Origin of the sequence: Isoptericola jiangsuensis (assembly GCF_002563715.1) — a bacterium.
In the GTDB taxonomy this organism is placed as follows: domain Bacteria; phylum Actinomycetota; class Actinomycetes; order Actinomycetales; family Cellulomonadaceae; genus Isoptericola; species Isoptericola jiangsuensis.
Genome location: NZ_PDJJ01000001.1, coordinates 1582164 through 1597827 on the forward strand (window position 1 = coordinate 1582164; position 15664 = coordinate 1597827).

At 74.1% G+C, this 15664-nt stretch carries 13 protein-coding genes; 11 read left to right on the forward strand and 2 right to left on the reverse strand.

Features of this window, described 5'->3' with window-relative positions; all coding sequences use genetic code 11:
* Positions 1 to 13: 13 nt before the first annotated feature.
* The gene (locus ATJ88_RS07165; protein WP_098463224.1) at positions 14 to 901 is read left to right on the forward strand and encodes a GNAT family N-acetyltransferase; all 888 of its coding nucleotides are present in this window, start codon (positions 14 to 16) and stop codon (positions 899 to 901) included.
* A gap of 10 nt (positions 902 to 911) precedes the next feature.
* Here ATJ88_RS07165 and ATJ88_RS07170 read toward each other — a convergent pair whose 3' ends face one another.
* Complete coding sequence (locus tag ATJ88_RS07170; RefSeq protein WP_098463225.1) at positions 912 to 1814, reverse strand: Fpg/Nei family DNA glycosylase; 903 nt, start codon at positions 1812 to 1814, stop codon at positions 912 to 914.
* Between the two features lie 97 nt (positions 1815 to 1911).
* Here ATJ88_RS07170 and ATJ88_RS07175 point away from each other — a divergent pair, with 97 nt between their 5' ends.
* Complete coding sequence (locus tag ATJ88_RS07175) at positions 1912 to 3744, forward strand: proline--tRNA ligase (protein ID WP_098463226.1); 1833 nt, start codon at positions 1912 to 1914, stop codon at positions 3742 to 3744.
* Between the two features lie 16 nt (positions 3745 to 3760).
* Here ATJ88_RS07175 and ATJ88_RS07180 read toward each other — a convergent pair whose 3' ends face one another.
* Positions 3761 to 4900 (reverse strand): DUF4439 domain-containing protein, encoded by a 1140-nt coding sequence (locus tag ATJ88_RS07180; RefSeq protein WP_098463227.1) that lies wholly within the window; start codon positions 4898 to 4900, stop codon positions 3761 to 3763.
* Between the two features lie 159 nt (positions 4901 to 5059).
* Between ATJ88_RS07180 and ATJ88_RS07185 the strand changes: the two genes are divergently transcribed.
* The 9 genes from ATJ88_RS07185 to ATJ88_RS07225 all read left to right on the forward strand — a co-directional run bounded on the left by ATJ88_RS07185 (position 5060) and on the right by ATJ88_RS07225 (position 15656).
* Positions 5060 to 5578 (forward strand): ribosome maturation factor RimP, encoded by a 519-nt coding sequence (locus tag ATJ88_RS07185; protein ID WP_098463228.1) that lies wholly within the window; start codon positions 5060 to 5062, stop codon positions 5576 to 5578.
* Positions 5579 to 5580: 2 nt separating this feature from the next.
* Positions 5581 to 6621 carry a transcription termination factor NusA gene (gene nusA / locus ATJ88_RS07190; protein WP_098463229.1) on the forward strand — a complete coding sequence of 347 codons (1041 nt, stop codon included), beginning with the start codon at positions 5581 to 5583 and terminating at the stop codon, positions 6619 to 6621.
* Between the two features lie 43 nt (positions 6622 to 6664).
* Positions 6665 to 7012, forward strand: a complete 348-nt coding sequence (locus ATJ88_RS07195) for a YlxR family protein (protein WP_098463230.1) — start codon at positions 6665 to 6667, stop codon at positions 7010 to 7012.
* 182 nt (positions 7013 to 7194) lie between these two features.
* Positions 7195 to 10047 (forward strand): translation initiation factor IF-2, encoded by a 2853-nt coding sequence (gene infB, locus ATJ88_RS07200; RefSeq protein ID WP_098463231.1) that lies wholly within the window; start codon positions 7195 to 7197, stop codon positions 10045 to 10047.
* A gap of 80 nt (positions 10048 to 10127) precedes the next feature.
* Positions 10128 to 10562, forward strand: a complete 435-nt coding sequence (gene rbfA, locus ATJ88_RS07205; protein WP_098463232.1) for a 30S ribosome-binding factor RbfA — start codon at positions 10128 to 10130, stop codon at positions 10560 to 10562.
* An 88-nt stretch (positions 10563 to 10650) separates the two neighbouring features.
* Complete coding sequence (gene truB / locus ATJ88_RS07210) at positions 10651 to 11598, forward strand: tRNA pseudouridine(55) synthase TruB (RefSeq protein WP_098463233.1); 948 nt, start codon at positions 10651 to 10653, stop codon at positions 11596 to 11598.
* A 128-nt stretch (positions 11599 to 11726) separates the two neighbouring features.
* Positions 11727 to 12713 (forward strand): bifunctional riboflavin kinase/FAD synthetase, encoded by a 987-nt coding sequence (locus ATJ88_RS07215; RefSeq protein WP_098463234.1) that lies wholly within the window; start codon positions 11727 to 11729, stop codon positions 12711 to 12713.
* A 223-nt stretch (positions 12714 to 12936) separates the two neighbouring features.
* Positions 12937 to 13206: a 30S ribosomal protein S15 gene (gene rpsO / locus ATJ88_RS07220; protein WP_098463235.1), complete on the forward strand. Its 270-nt coding sequence runs from the start codon at positions 12937 to 12939 to the stop codon at positions 13204 to 13206.
* 209 nt (positions 13207 to 13415) lie between these two features.
* Positions 13416 to 15656 carry a polyribonucleotide nucleotidyltransferase gene (locus ATJ88_RS07225; protein ID WP_098463236.1) on the forward strand — a complete coding sequence of 747 codons (2241 nt, stop codon included), beginning with the start codon at positions 13416 to 13418 and terminating at the stop codon, positions 15654 to 15656.
* The last annotated feature ends 8 nt before the right edge of the window (positions 15657 to 15664 follow it).

Consider the following 15664-nt stretch of genomic DNA (forward strand, 5'->3'; position numbering starts at 1 on the left):
GGGGCACAGGGCGATGCTCGCGCAGGAACCTGACTCCGGTGCCGCCCGCGTGCTGGGCGCCACCGACCTCGCGGACGCCCGCCGCGTCTGCGCCGCCGACCCCGTGGCGTCCGTCCTGGCCGCCGCCCGCGTGGAGGTCGCCTCCCGGGGCGGGATCGCCGCCGCCGGCGGGCAGCTGTGGGGCTACCCGGCCACCGGCCCCCTGCAGGCGGTGTGCTGGGCCGGGGCCAACATCGTGCCCGTCGTGCCGTCGACCCTGAGCCGCGCGGAGCGCGACGACGCGGTCGCGGCGTTCGCCGGGGCGGCGCGTCGCCTCGGCCGCCGGTCGAGCTCGATCGTGGGCGACCAACAGGTCGCGCTGCGGCTGTGGGAGCTGTTGTCCCGGGTCTGGCCCGCGCCCCGCGAGGTCCGCGCCGACCAGCCGTCCCTCGCGATCGACCGCGCCCCCGACGTCGAGCCCGACCCGGCCGTGCGGCGGTCCCGGCCCGACGAGCTCGACCTCGTCCTGCCGGCGTGCGTGCGCATGTTCACCGAGGAGGTCGGCTACTCCCCGATCTCGGGCGGCGGCGGGTCGTACGCCGCGCGGGTGCGCGGCCTCATCGCCGAGGGGCGCTCCTTCGTCCGTCTCGACGAGCGCCACGGCGCGCCGCAGGTGTCCTTCAAGGCCGAGCTCGGCGCCGTCGCCGGACCGGTGGCGCAGGTCCAGGGCGTGTGGGTCGACCCCGAGCTGCGGGGACAGGGCCTGGCCGCGCCGGGCATGGCGGCCGTCGTGGAGGCGACCCGGCAGCAGGTGGCGCCGGTCGTGTCGCTGTACGTCAACTCGTTCAACGCCCCGGCCCTGGCGACCTACCGGCGGGTGGGGTTCGAGCAGGTCGGCACGTTCGCGACGATCCTGTTCTGAGGTCGGCGGGTCAGCGGACCAGCCGGGACAGACGACGGTCCGCCAGCGGCTTGCCGCCGGTCTGGCACGTCGGGCAGTACTGCAGGGAGCTGTCGGCGAAGCTCACCTCGCGCACCGTGTCCCCGCAGACCTCGCACGGCTGCCCGGTGCGTCCGTGCACGCGCAGGTGCCGGCGCTTGGCGTCCTTGAGCTCGGCGGCGGGCCGGCCGGCGGACGCCTCGACGGCCGAGCGCAGCGTCGCGACGACGGCGTCGCGCAGGGCGTCGACGTCGTCGTCGGACATCGACCCCGTCAGCCGGAACGGTGACGTGCGGGCCGCGTGCAGGATCTCGTCGGAGTAGGCGTTGCCGATGCCCGCGACGGCGTGCTGGTCCCGCAGCAGGCCCTTGACCTGCTGGTTGCGCCCCCGGACCAGGGCCGCCCACACCTCGGGCGTGAACGCGGCCGAGAGCGGGTCCACGCCGAGCGTGCGCACCTGCTCGACGTCGTCCGGCGAGCGCACCACGTGCACGGCGAGCCGCTTGCGGGTGCCCGCCTCGGTGAGGTCGAACCCGGAGCCGTCGTCGAACCGGACCCGCAGGGCGAGCGTCGCCGCGCGCCCGCCGCCGCTGCCCCCGAGCCGGGGACGCACGGGCGTCGTGGGTGCCGTGTCCGACCAGCGCACCCACCCGCCGCGGGACAGGTGGAAGACCAGGTGGAGCACGTCGTCGGGGTCGTCGCCGGCCATCGCGAGGTCCAGCCACTTGCCGTGCCGGGCCGTGCCGACCACGGTGCGGTCGACGAGGGCGCCCAGCGGCGGGTCGAACGTCTTGAGCGCGGCGATCTGCGCCACGTCGGCGGCGACCACGCGCCGTCCGCCGGTGCGTTCGCCGAGGAACCGCACCAGCGCCTCCACCTCGGGCAGCTCGGGCACGTCTCCCATCCTGGTGCCGCACCCGCCGCCGCGCACCCCGGCGCCGCGGGCCGCCGGCCCGTCCGGGCGCCGCCGGTCGCGCGGCTAGGCTGTGCCCATGCCGATCGAGTCCCACCGCAGCGGCGACCTGCTGCGGCTCTCCTCCCTGTTCGTCCGCACCCTGCGCGAGGACCCGGCCGACGCCGAGGTCGCGAGCCACCGGCTCCTCGTGCGCGCCGGGTACATCCGTCGTGCCGCTCCGGGCGTCTACTCGTGGCTCCCGCTGGGCCTGCGCGTGCTCGCCAAGGTCGAGGCCGTCGTGCGCGAGGAGATGAACGCGATCGGGGCCCAGGAGGTGCACTTCCCGGCGCTGCTGCCGCGCGAGCCCTACGAGGCGACCGGCCGCTGGGAGGAGTACGGCCCCAACCTGTTCCGCCTCCAGGACCGCAAGCAGGCCGACTACCTGCTCGCGCCGACCCACGAGGAGATGTTCACCCTCCTGGTCAAGGACCTGTACTCGTCGTACAAGGACCTGCCGGTCGCGCTCTACCAGATCCAGACGAAGTACCGCGACGAGGCGCGCCCCCGCGCCGGCCTCATCCGCGGTCGCGAGTTCATCATGAAGGACGCCTACTCCTTCGACCTCGACGACGCCGGCCTGGCCGCGGCCTACGAGAAGCAGCGCGGCGCCTACCAGCGGATCTTCGACCGTCTCGGCCTCGAGTACGTCGTCGTGTCCGCCACGTCCGGCGCGATGGGCGGCTCGCGGTCCGAGGAGTTCCTCTCCCCGTCGGCGATCGGCGAGGACACGTTCGTGCGCTCCGCCGGCGGCTACGCCGCCAACGTCGAGGCCGTCGTCACGCCGGTGCCGGAGGCGCTGCCGTTCGACGACGCGCCGGCCGCGCACGTCGAGGACACCCCGGACACCCCGACGATCGCGACCCTCGTGGACTTCGCGAACGCCCACCACCCCCGTCCGGACCGCCCCTGGACCGCGGCGGACACGCTGAAGAACGTCGTGCTCGCGGTGACCCAGCCCGACGGTGCGCGCAGCCTGCTCGTCGTCGGCGTCCCCGGCGACCGCGAGGTCGACATGAAGCGCCTGGAGGCCTCCCTGGCCCCGGCCGAAGCCGAGGCGGCGGGCGAGGCGGACTTCGCCGCGCACCCCGAGCTCGTCAAGGGCTACATCGGGCCCGAGGTGCTGGGGCCGCAGGGCGCCCAGGTCGTCGACCCCGGGACGGGCGAGACCCGCTCGGCCGTGCCGTACCTGCTCGACCCGCGCGTCGTGGCGGGCACCCGGTGGATCACCGGCGCCAACAGCGCCGGCCGCCACGTGTTCGACCTGGTCGCCGGCCGGGACTTCGTCGGCGACGGCACGATCGAGGCCGCCGAGGTGCGCGCGGGCGACCCCGCCCCCGACGGCTCCGGCCCGCTCGAGCTCGCCCGCGGCATCGAGATCGGTCACATCTTCCAGCTCGGCCGCAAGTACGCGCAGGCGCTCGACCTCAAGGTGCTCGACCCGAACGGCAAGCAGGCCGTCGTCACGATGGGTTCCTACGGCATCGGCGTCTCCCGCGTGCTCGCCGCGCTCGCCGAGGCCAACCACGACGACCGCGGCCTGGCCTGGCCCGCCCACGTCGCCCCGGCGCACGTGCACGTGGTCGCCACCGGCAAGGGCACCGAGGTGTTCGACGCCGCCGAGGAGATCGCCGCCGCCCTCGTGGCCGAGGGCGTCGAGGTCGTCTACGACGACCGTCCCAAGGTGTCCCCGGGCGTGAAGTTCGCCGACGCGGAGCTGTTCGGCGTGCCGCTGCTGCTCGTCGTGGGCCGCGGCCTCGCGGACGGCGTGGTCGAGCTCCGCCCGCGGGCGGGCGAGGCGGTCCAGGTGCCCGTCGGCGAGGTCGTCGCCACCGCCGTCGAGCGGGTGCGCGAGCTCCTCGCCGACGCCTGAGCCCCGCCGTCGGACCTCAGTCCCCGGCCTGCTCCGGCAGGCCGGGGAACGGCACCGGGTCCGCGCCCCAGGCGTCCTGGACGAGGGCCGACTCCACGAGGAGGTCCACCAGGACGCCGCGCGTCCCGGCGGCCGTGGTCGCCACGAGGGACGCGTAGGTGGTGCCGAGGTCGCCCTCGACGTCGCGCACCAGCGCCTTGTCCTTGGTGCCGCGAGGCACCGCGTAGGCGACCTGGCGGGGGTCCTGGGCGGTGTCGGCCGTCCCGGCCAGCAGGGCCCACGAGCGCGCCCGCCCGCTGTGCTCGTCGGCACGGGCCGCGAGGCGCTCCCGCGCCGCACCGTCGCGCAGGGCGGCCCGCACCCGCAGGGCGTACCCGACGGAGTCCTCGGACCCGACCAGGACGCGCAGGTCCTCGGCGGTGAGCCCCCGGGGCAGCACCGCGGGCTCGTCGGAGTCGGGAGCAGTGCTCGACACCACGTCGTCCGCGTCCTCGTCGGCGGCGGCCTCCTCCTCGTCGGTCGTGGCCGACGGCAGGGCGCCCGCGGCGTCGGTGGCGTCCGCGGACGCGGGCTCGGTGGGTTCGGCCGACGCGTCGGGGGCGGGCACGGAGGGGTCGACGGGGTCGGGCGCGCCGGCGTCGGTGAGGTCGCCCACCCGCGCGGCCGAGACGGCCTGGGCGGCGCCCACGGAGGCCAGCAGCCGGGCGAGCGGCCCGTCGGCGGTGGTGCCCGCCGCGACGCGGCTCCGCCCGGAGGCCTCGACGAGCGCCGTCACGACGTCGCCGGGCTCCACCGGTGCCGCGCTCGGCTCCGGCGACCCGGAGACCGGGGCCTGGACCTCCAGCCCGGACGCGTACTCCCCGCCGAGCTCGGCGGCCTGCTCGCGCGAGTCGTCCGCGACACGCTCCAGCTCGGCGGCGAGCCGGGCCCGGCGCCCGTCCAGCGTCACCACGGCGGACTCCGCCTGCTCGGCGACGTACAGGGCGTCCGACACCGCCGTGCGGCGGACGATCTCCAGCGCGTCCGGCACCGGCTCCGCCGGGGGCGGGGTCTCCAGCCGCAGCCCGCACCCCGCGAGGGCGAGGGTCAGCAGGACGGCGCCCAGCGCGGCGCCGCGACGTCGACGAGCGGGGGCGGGGGAGCGGTGCGGATCCATCGGGCCTGATCTTGCCACGTCCGGGTGTGACGTTCCTCCACCTGCGGGGGCGGGTCGTTCGGCACGCGGGACCGGCGGCGTTCGTTACGCTGGACGACGCACAACCACACACCGGCCGCGGGACGTCCCGGCGCGGGAGAACACCCACGGGAGGCAGCGATGGCAGCAGGGCGGAGCGCCGCGGACGAGCGCGTACGGGCGGCCGTCGCACCGGCGGTCGACGCTGCGGGTCTGTACCTCGAGGACGTGCGGCAGGTCCGGACGGGCAGCACGACGGTGGTGCGGGTGACAGTCGACCTCGACGAGGACGTCGTCGGCTCGCTCGACTCCGACACGCTCGGCGAGGTCTCGAAGGCCGTCTCGGCGGCGCTGGACGAGTCCGACGTGGTCGCCGGCGCCTACACCCTCGAGGTGTCCACCCCCGGGGCGACCCGTCCGCTGACCGAGCCGCGGCACTTCCGTCGCGCCCGGACCCGGCTGGTGCGCCTCGTCCTGGACGACGGCGCCGCCGTCGAGGGTCGGCTGGTCGACGTCGTGGACGAGGCCGACGAGCCCGTGGCCGTCCTGGAGGACGGGACCCGGGTACCGGTGGCGCGGGTGCGCAAGGGCAAGGTGGAGGTCGAGCTGCGCAGGCTCGAGGACGAGGCGGACGACACCGCCGACGGCGAGGAGGGCTGACGATGGACATCGACATGAGCACGCTGAGGCTGCTGGAGCGCGAGAAGGAGATCAGCCTGGACGTCCTGGTCGAGGCCATCGAGCAGGCGCTGCTGTCGGCGTACCACCGCACGCCCGACGCCTGGACGAACGCGCGCGTCGAGGTCGACCGCCGCTCCGGGCACGTCACCGTGTGGGCGCGCGAGCAGATCCGCACCCCCGACCCGGAGGACCCGGAGGGCCGCGACCACGTGGAGCTCGGCCCCGAGTTCGACCACACCCCGGCGAACTTCGGCCGCATCGCCACGGCGACGGCCCGCCAGGTCATCGTCCAGCGCCTGCGGGACGCCGAGGACGACCAGGTCCTCGGCCTGTTCCGCGGCAAGGAGGGCGAGGTCCTCGCGGGTGTCATCCAGCAGGGCCGCGACCCGCGCGTGGTGCTCGTCGACGTCGGCGGCACCGAGGCGGTGCTGCCCCCGCACGAGCAGGTGCCGAGCGAGGAGTACGTGCACGGCGAGCGGCTGCGTGCGTACGTCGTCGAGGTCGCCCGCGGGGCCAAGGGCGCGCAGGTCACGCTGAGCCGCACCCACCCGGGGCTCGTGCGCAAGCTCTTCGAGCTCGAGGTCCCCGAGGTGGCCGACGGTTCCGTCGAGATCACCGCGGTGGCCCGCGAGGCGGGGCACCGCACGAAGGTCGCGGTCCGCTCGCACGTGAGCGGGCTCAACGCCAAGGGTGCCTGCATCGGCCCGATGGGGGCCCGCGTGCGTGCCGTCATGGCGGAGCTGCACGGCGAGAAGATCGACATCGTCGACCACAGCGACGACCCGGCCCGGTTCGTCGCCAACGCGCTGTCGCCCGCCCGGGTGAGCTCGGTCACGGTGGTCGACGCCGACGCGCGCGCCGCGCGCGCCGTCGTCCCGGACTACCAGCTGTCCCTCGCGATCGGCAAGGAAGGGCAGAACGCCCGCCTCGCCGCCAAGCTGACGGGGTGGCGCATCGACATCCGTTCCGACGAGGCGGAGGCCGGCGCCACGGTCGCGGACGCGCCGGAGGAGCTCGCCTGAACGGGCCGGGACGGCGGGGCTTGCCCGGGTTTGGTCGAGTGTCATGAGCAGGCGCGCTAGACTGACGGGGACCGGGTCGCGAACCCTGGACTCCGTGCGCTCCCGTACCTCCCTCCCGTCCGAGACGGGTCCGGTGCGGACCTGCGTCGGCTGCCGGGCCCGTGACCTGCGGTCGGAGCTCCTGAGGCTGGTGCTCCCGACGTCCGGCGACCTCTCCGTGGTCGCGGTCGACGTCCGGGGGATCCTGCCCGGGCGAGGCGCCTGGATCCATCCGGACCTCGCCTGCCTGGATCTCGCCGAGCGTCGGCGGGCCGTCCCCCGTGCACTGCGGGCGGAGGGCCCCACGAGCCTGACGACGGTCCGGGATCATCTGGAGGGTCAGGACCGTTGAGACCAGGTCGGCACACCGTGCCGACCGCCGTCGCGACCGGACGAACGTCCGGCCGCACCTGAGTTACGTCGACAAGGAAGCGGGTCAGAAGCCGATGGGCACCCGATGAGTCCCCAGCGATGAGTACTCGGTACTTTTAACGACGGTCCTGCCTGTCTCGGTGGGGCCGAGACAGGAGAGATGTGGCGAAGATCCGCGTCCACGAGCTGGCGAAGCAGCTCGGGGTGGAGAGCAAGACCCTGCTGGCCGAGCTGAAGGAGGCAGGCGAGTTCGTCCGTTCGGCGTCCTCGACCCTCGAGGCCCCGGTCGAGCGCATGATGCGTGACCGCCTGCAGGCGGGCAGCGCGTCGTCCGACAAGCCGAAGCCGGCCGCGAAGCCCGCGCCGAAGGCGACCCCGGCACCCGCGAAGCCGCAGTCCGCGGCTCCGGCACCCGGGCCCCGCCCGGCCCCCGCGGCCGAGAAGCCGGCCGCCGAGAAGCCGGTGGCCAGGCCCGAGGCGGACAAGCCCGCCCCGGCACCCGCGCCCGCCGCCCCCGCGCAGCAGGCGCCGGCCCAGCCCGCGGCCCCGAAGCCGGGTGGTGCGCCCAAGCCGGCGTCCGCCCCGTCCTCGGCCGCGCCCCGGCCGGGCGCCAAGCCCGGCGGGCAGCGTCCCGGCGGCCGCGAGCCGCGTCCGGGCAACAACCCCTACGCGTCCCAGCAGGGCATGCAGCGTTCCCCGCGCCCGGGGAACAACCCCTACGCGTCCAACCAGGGCATGCCGCGCCAGCAGCGCGGCGAGGGTGGCGGCCAGGCGGCGTCCGAGCGTCCGGGCGGTCCCCGTCCCGGCGGTCCCCGTCCCGCGTCCGCGGCTCCCCGCCCCGGCGGGCCCCGCCCGAACCCCGGCATGATGCCGGGCCGCACGAGCATGCCCCGTCCGGGCGAGCGCCCGGCCCCGGGCGGCGCGCGCGGTGGCGGCGGTGGTCGTGGCGGTCGTCCCGGTGCGCCGGGCGGTCGTCCCGGTGGCGGCGGCGCTCCCGCCGGTGGCGGCGCGCGTCCCGGTGGCGGCGCCCCGGCCGGCGGCGGCGGTTTCCGCGGTCGCGGTGGTGCCGGTCGCGGCAGCACCCAGGGTGCGTTCGGTCGTGCGGGCGGTCGTCCCGTCCGCGGCCGCAAGTCGAAGCGGGCGAAGCGCCAGGAGTTCGAGCAGATGCAGGCGCCGTCGCTGGGTGGCGTGACCGTCCCCCGCGGCAGCGGTGACACCGTCATCCGCCTGCGTCACGGTTCGTCGCTCAACGACTTCGCCGACAAGATCGACGCCAACCCGGCGTCGCTCGTGACCGTCCTGTTCCACCTGGGCGAGATGGCCACGGCGACCCAGTCGCTCGACGAGGACACGTTCGCGGCCCTCGGCGCCGAGCTCGGCTACGTCATCGAGATGGTCTCGGCCGAGGAGGAGGACCGCGAGCTGCTCGGGTCCTTCGACATCGACCTGCAGGCCGAGGAGGCCGGCGAGTCCGACGAGGACCTCGTGGCCCGTCCGCCGGTCGTGACCGTCATGGGCCACGTCGACCACGGAAAGACGAAGCTCCTCGACGCCATCCGGTCCACCGACGTGGTGGCCGGCGAGGCCGGCGGCATCACGCAGCACATCGGTGCGTACCAGGTGCACGCCGAGCACGAGGGCGTCGACCGTGCCATCACGTTCATCGACACCCCGGGCCACGAGGCGTTCACCGCCATGCGTGCCCGTGGTGCCCAGGTCACGGACATCGCGATCCTCGTGGTGGCCGCGGACGACGGCGTGATGCCGCAGACCATCGAGGCGCTCAACCACGCGCAGGCGGCCGGCGTGCCGATCGTCGTCGCGGTGAACAAGGTGGACAAGGAGGGGGCCAACCCCGCCAAGATCCGCCAGCAGCTCACCGAGTACAACCTGGTGGCCGAGGAGTACGGCGGCGACACGATGTTCGTCGACGTCTCCGCGCTGCGCCGCAAGGGCATCAACGAGCTGCTCGAGGCGGTCCTGCTCACGGCGGACGCCGCCCTCGACCTGCGGGCCAACGCGGACAAGGACGCGCGCGGTGTCGCCATCGAGGCGCACCTCGACAAGGGTCGCGGTTCCGTCGCGACCGTCCTGGTCCAGTCCGGCACGCTGCACGTCGGTGACGCGATCGTCGCCGGCACGGCCCACGGCCGTGTCCGCGCGATGCTCGACGAGCACGGCGAGACGCTGTCCGAGGCGGGCCCCGCCCGTCCGGTCCAGGTCCTCGGCCTGTCGTCGGTGCCGAGCGCCGGCGACAGCTTCCTGGTGGCGCCCGACGAGCGCACCGCCCGGCAGATCGCGGAGAAGCGCGAGGCCGCCGAGCGTGCCGCGCTCCTGGCCAAGCGCCGCAAGCGCATCAGCCTGGAGGACTTCACCAAGGCGCTGGAGCAGGGCAAGGTCGAGACCCTCAACCTGGTCCTCAAGGGCGACGTGTCGGGTGCCGTCGAGGCGCTCGAGGACGCGCTGCTCAAGATCGACGTGGGCGACGAGGTCCAGCTGCGGGTCATCCACCGCGGCGTGGGCTCCATCACCCAGAACGACGTCAACCTGGCCACGGTCGACAACGCCGTGATCCTCGGCTTCAACGTGAAGTTCGGTCCTCGTGTCGAGGACCTGGCGGACCGCGAGGGCGTCGACGTCAAGTTCTACTCGGTCATCTACCAGGCCATCGACGACATCGAGGCGGCCCTCAAGGGCATGCTCAAGCCGGAGTACGAGGAGGCGCAGCTCGGTACCGCCGAGATCCGCCAGGTCTTCCGTTCCTCGAAGTTCGGCAACATCGCCGGTTCGATCATCCGCTCGGGCACGATCCGACGGAACTCGAAGGCGCGCGTGCTGCGCAACGGCAAGGTCGTCGGCGACAACCTCACGGTCGAGTCGCTGCGGCGCGAGAAGGACGACGTCACCGAGGTCCGCGAGGGCTTCGAGTGCGGTATCGGTCTCGGGTCGTTCAACGACGTCACCGAGGGCGACATCATCGAGACCTTCGAGATGCGGGAGATCCCCCGCTCCTGAGAAGGTCAGGGCGACGACGGCGCCCGGCCCGGCCGCAGCGGTCGGGCCGGGCGCCGTCGGCGTGAGCAGAAGGAGGAACGATGAACGAGAACCCGCGGGCACGCAAGCTCGCCGACCGCATCAAGGAGATCGTGGCGAGCATGCTCGACACGCGGATCAAGGACCCGCGTCTCGGCTTCGTCACGGTGACCGACGTGCGGGTGACCGGCGACCTGCAGCAGGCGTCGGTCTTCTACACCGTGTACGGCAGCGACGAGGAGCGGGCGGGCACCGCCGCGGCGCTGGAGAGCGCCAAGGGGCTCATCCGCTCCGAGGTCGGCAAGCAGACGGGCATCCGCCTGACGCCCAGCATCGAGTTCCACCTGGACTCGGTGCCGGACACCGCCGCGCACCTCGACGCCGCCCTGATCGAGGCCCGTCGCCGGGACGCCGAGCTCGCGTCGCTGCGCGAGGGCAAGCAGTTCGCCGGGGACGCCGACCCGTACCGGGTCGAGGCCGACGACGACGAGTCCTGACCCCACGCCCCTCGGGCCCGGGACCCCTGCGCACGCCGACGGCGTCGCCCGGGGCCCGGGCCCGAGGGCTTCGGAGAGGAGCGGCCCGATGGCCGAGCAACACCGGGACCGCCGCCCGACGGCACCCGACGGTCTGCTGGTGGTGGACAAGCCCGCAGGCTGGACGAGCCACGACGTCGTCGCGCGCTGCCGGCGCCTGGCCGGCACGCGCAAGGTCGGTCACGCCGGGACGCTGGACCCGATGGCCACGGGCGTCCTCGTCGTCGGCGTCGGCCGCGCGACGAAGCTGCTGACGTACGTGGTGGGCGCCGACAAGGCGTACGACGCCACGATCCGGCTGGGCGTGAGCACGACCACGGACGACGCCGAGGGCGAGGTCGTGGTCGCGGCGGGCACCGGCCCGGGTGTCGCGCGCGACGCGCTGGACCGTGAGGTCGCGCGGCTCACCGGCGACATCCGGCAGGTGCCCACGACGGTCAGCGCCATCAAGGTCGACGGGAAGCGTGCGTACGCCCGCGCCCGGGCCGGCGAGGAGGTCGAGCTGGCCGCCCGTCCGGTGACCGTGAGCCGGTTCGACGTGCTCGACGTCCGCACGGCGGTCGCCGACGGTCTGGACGTCGTCGACGTCGACGTGCACGTGGTCGTGTCGTCCGGCACGTACGTGCGGGCGCTGGCCCGCGACCTCGGGGCCGCGCTCGGCGTCGGGGGGCACCTGACGGCGCTGCGCCGGACGCGGGTGGGAGGCTTCGACCTCGCGCAGGCGCGCACGCTGGAGGAGCTCGCGGAGCAGGCGGACGCCGACGGCACGCTGGCGACCCTGCCCCTCGCCGACGCGGCCCGTGCCACCTTCCCCGTGCGGGAGCTCACGGAGCCGGAGGCCCGGGCGCTGGGCTACGGCCAGTGGGTGCCGGTGACGGGAACCGCGGGGACGGTCGCGGCGTTCGGGCCGGACGGTGCGCTCGTGGCCCTCCTGGAGGACACGGTGCGGCGGGGCGAGCCGCTGGCGCGACCGGTCCTGGTGCTGGCACCGGCCTGACGACCCGGACCGGCGTCGGACCGGCGTCGGACCGGCGTCGGACCGGCGTCGGACGCAGCCCCGACCCGGGGCTATCCTGGACGGTCGGCGCCGGACGTGGCGTCCCCCGAGCGGAGGAGCACGAACCGGTGCAGGTGTTCACGGACATCGACGAGGTCCCCGACGGCTTCGGCCCGTCCGTCGTCACGATCGGCAACTTCGACGGCGTGCACCGCGGTCACCAGGCCGTGCTCGGCCGCCTCGTGCGGCTCGCGCGCGCCGACGACCGCGCGGCCGTCGCGGTGACGTTCGACCCGCACCCGGCCACCGTGCACCGCCCGCAGAGCGCGCCGGAGCTCCTCACGGGCCTCGCGGACAGGCTCGAGCTCATGGCGGGCACGGGCCTGGACGCCGTCCTCGTGGTGCCCTACTCGCTGGCGTTCGCCGCGCAGACCCCCGAGGAGTTCGTCACCCGCTACCTCACGGGGGCGCTGGGGGCCCGCAGCGTCGTGGTGGGCCACGACGTGCGGTTCGGCAGGGACAACGGCGGCGACCTCGCCGCCATGGTCGACCTCGGCGGGGTGCACGGCTTCGAGGTCGTCGCGATCGACGACGTGGGGGAGTGCCTGCCCGCGGCGGACGGTGCGGGGCAGCGCTGGTCGAGCTCGGCGGCGCGTGCGCTGCTCGCCGAGGGCGACGTGGCGCAGGCCGCGGACGTGCTGGGCCGGCGGCACCGGGTGCGGGGCACCGTGGTCCACGGGGACGCGCGCGGGCGCGAGCTCGGGTTCCCGACGGCGAACCTGGGTGCGATCGCGGGCATGGTCCCCGCCGACGGGGTGTACGCGGGGTGGCTGGTTCGTCCGCAGCTGCGGGCCGTCGACGGCGCGCACCCCGACGTGCGGCTGCCGGCGGCGATCTCGATCGGCACGAACCCGACGTTCGACGGGGTGGAGCGGCGCGTCGAGGCGTACGTCCTGGACCGCAGCGACCTCGACCTGTACGACGAGGAGGTCGTGCTGGAACTCGTGGAGCACCTGCGCCCGACCCTGCGGTTCGACGGCGTGGAGCCCCTGGTGACGCAGATGCACGCGGACGTGGCCCGGGCGCGGGAGATCCTGGCGGGCGACCCGGCCTGACGGGACCGGGACACCGGGAGCGCGGCGACCCGCCCCGGGCTCGACGGGGAGCGCGCGGACCGCGCCGTCCGCACGGGTGTGGCGTGGACCACGACGTGCCGCCCACCGGTTCCCGGCGGGCGGCACGCTGGTACGATGGTCGATGCCGTAGAACGGCCGCGGATCCAGAGCGCCCGGTGAGATCGGTCCCGGAGCACCGCGCAACGACACCGAAGGAGAGCACATGCCGCTCGACTCTGCCACCAAGCAGGCCATCATGACCGAGTACGCGACCCACGAGGGTGACACCGGCTCGCCGGAGGTTCAGGTCGCGATGCTGACGCAGCGCATCAAGGACCTCACCGAGCACCTCAAGGAGCACAAGCACGACCACCACTCGCGTCGTGGCCTGCTCCTGCTGGTCGGCCAGCGCCGCCGCCTGCTCGGCTACCTGCAGAAGGTCGACATCGCGCGCTACCGGACGCTCATCGAGCGCCTCGGCCTGCGCCGCTGACACCACCGCCCAGCCCGGGCCCTCTCGCAGGGCCCGGGCTGGTCTGGTGTGATGTCCTGGTACCACCAACACCGCGCCACCGGGCCGTCGTCCGGTCCTCGGTAGTGGCCTCCCGATCCGTCCGGCTCGCGCCGGTGCGCGGCTCCGGGGGCCTCGATCGAAGACCGTCGCTCGGACGGGCGGCGCCTTCGAGAACAAGGAGGGCACCCGTGGAGGGACCCGAGATCCAGTTCGCCGAGGCCGTCATCGACAACGGCCGCTTCGGCACCCGCACCGTCCGCTTCGAGACGGGCCGCCTGGCCCGCCAGGCCGCCGGCTCCGTCGCCGCGTACCTGGACGGCGAGACGATGCTCCTGTCGGCCACGACGGCCGGCAAGCACCCCAAGGACCAGTTCGACTTCTTCCCGCTGACGGTGGACGTCGAGGAGCGGATGTACGCCGCGGGCCGCATCCCCGGCTCGTTCTTCCGCCGCGAGGGCCGCCCCTCGACCGAGGCGATCCTGGCCTGCCGCCTCATCGACCGCCCGCTGCGCCCCCTGTTCGTCAAGGGCCTGCGCAACGAGGTCCAGGTCGTCATCTCCGTCCTGGCGATCCACCCGGACGACGCCTACGACGTCCTGGCGATCAACGCCGCCTCGGCGTCCACGCAGATCTCCGGCCTGCCGTTCTCCGGCCCGGTCGCGGGTGTCCGCGTGGCCCTCATCGACGACCAGTGGGTCGCGTTCCCGAAGCACTCGGACCTCGAGCGCGCCGTGTTCAACATGGTCGTCGCGGGGCGCGTGGTGACGGGCGCCGACGGCAGCTCCGACGTGGCTATCGCGATGATCGAGGCCGAGGCCACGGACGACGCCTGGAACCTCATCAAGTCCGAGGGCGCGACCGCGCCCACGGAGGAGATCGTGGCGCAGGGCATCGAGGCCTCCAAGCCGTTCCTCAAGGCGCTGTGCGACGCGCAGGCGTCGCTCGCGGCCCAGGCGGCGAAGGACGTCAAGGAGTACCCGGTCTTCCTGGACTACCAGGCCGACGCGTTCGAGGCCGTCGAGGCCGAGGTCACCGCCGCGCTGCGCGACGCGCTCGCGATCGCGGACAAGCAGGACCGTGAGAACCGCCTGGACGAGATCAAGGCCGAGCTCGTCTCCACGCTCGCCGACCGGTTCGAGGGTCGCGAGAAGGAGCTGTCGGCCGCGTACCGCGCGCTGCAGAAGAAGCTCATCCGTCAGCGCGTCCTCACCGACGGCGTCCGCATCGACGGTCGTGGGCTCGCGGACATCCGCACCCTGTCGGCCGAGGTCGAGGTGCTGCCCCGCGTGCACGGCTCGGCGCTGTTCGAGCGCGGCGAGACCCAGATCATGGGTGTCACCACGCTGAACATGCTCCGCATGGAGCAGCAGATCGACTCGCTCGGGCCGGTCACGCGCAAGCGCTACATGCACAACTACAACTTCCCGCCGTACTCGACCGGTGAGACCGGTCGCGTCGGTTCGCCGAAGCGTCGCGAGATCGGTCACGGCGCGCTCGCCGAGCGTGCCCTGGTGCCGGTCCTGCCGTCGCGCGAGGAGTTCCCGTACGCGATCCGTCAGGTGTCCGAGGCGCTCGGCTCCAACGGCTCGACGTCGATGGGTTCGGTCTGCGCCTCGACGCTGTCGCTGCTCAACGCCGGTGTGCCGCTGCGCGCGCCGGTCGCGGGCATCGCGATGGGCCTCATCTCCGACACGGTCGACGGTGAGACCCGCTACGCGGCCCTCACCGACATCCTCGGTGCCGAGGACGCCTTCGGCGACATGGACTTCAAGGTCGCCGGCACGAGCGAGTTCGTCACGGCGATCCAGCTCGACACCAAGCTGGACGGCATCCCGGCGTCGGTGCTGGCCGCGGCCCTCACCCAGGCCCGCGACGCCCGCCTGACCATCCTCGAGGTCATCGCCGAGGCGATCGACGTCCCGGACGAGATGTCCCCGAACGCCCCGCGCGTCATCACGGTGAAGGTGCCGGTCGACAAGATCGGCGAGGTCATCGGGCCCAAGGGCAAGATGATCAACCAGATCCAGGAGGAGACGGGCGCGGACATCTCCATCGAGGACGACGGCACCGTCTACATCGGTGCCACCGACGGCCCGTCGGCCGAGGCCGCGCGCGCCGCGATCAACGCGATCGCGAACCCGCACGTCCCGGAGGTCGGCGAGCGCTTCGTCGGCACCGTCGTCAAGACGACGTCGTTCGGCGCGTTCATCTCGCTGTCCCCGGGCAAGGACGGTCTGCTGCACATCAGCCAGATCCGCAAGCTCGTGGGCGGCAAGCGCGTCGAGAACGTCGACGACGTGCTGTCCATCGGCCAGAAGGTCCAGGTCGAGATCGGTGAGATCGACCCGCGCGGCAAGCTCTCGCTGGTCGCGGTGACCGAGGACGAGGCGACCTCCGACGACGCTGCCGAGCAGCCCGCCGAGGCCTGATCGACACT

What these genes read in the sequence shown, in the direction of transcription:
- ATJ88_RS07165 (WP_098463224.1), top strand. Translation starts at nt 14, where the DNA reads ATGCTCGCGCAGGAACCTGACTCCGGTGCCGCCCGCGTGCTGGGCGCC.
- ATJ88_RS07175 (WP_098463226.1), top strand. Translation starts at nt 1,912, where the DNA reads ATGCCGATCGAGTCCCACCGCAGCGGCGACCTGCTGCGGCTCTCCTCC.
- ATJ88_RS07180 (WP_098463227.1), bottom strand. Translation starts at nt 4,900, where the DNA reads ATGGATCCGCACCGCTCCCCCGCCCCCGCTCGTCGACGTCGCGGCGCC.
- ATJ88_RS07185 (WP_098463228.1), top strand. Translation starts at nt 5,060, where the DNA reads ATGGCAGCAGGGCGGAGCGCCGCGGACGAGCGCGTACGGGCGGCCGTC.
- nusA (WP_098463229.1), top strand. Translation starts at nt 5,581, where the DNA reads ATGGACATCGACATGAGCACGCTGAGGCTGCTGGAGCGCGAGAAGGAG.
- ATJ88_RS07195 (WP_098463230.1), top strand. Translation starts at nt 6,665, where the DNA reads ATGAGCAGGCGCGCTAGACTGACGGGGACCGGGTCGCGAACCCTGGAC.
- rbfA (WP_098463232.1), top strand. Translation starts at nt 10,128, where the DNA reads ATGAACGAGAACCCGCGGGCACGCAAGCTCGCCGACCGCATCAAGGAG.
- truB (WP_098463233.1), top strand. Translation starts at nt 10,651, where the DNA reads ATGGCCGAGCAACACCGGGACCGCCGCCCGACGGCACCCGACGGTCTG.
- rpsO (WP_098463235.1), top strand. Translation starts at nt 12,937, where the DNA reads ATGCCGCTCGACTCTGCCACCAAGCAGGCCATCATGACCGAGTACGCG.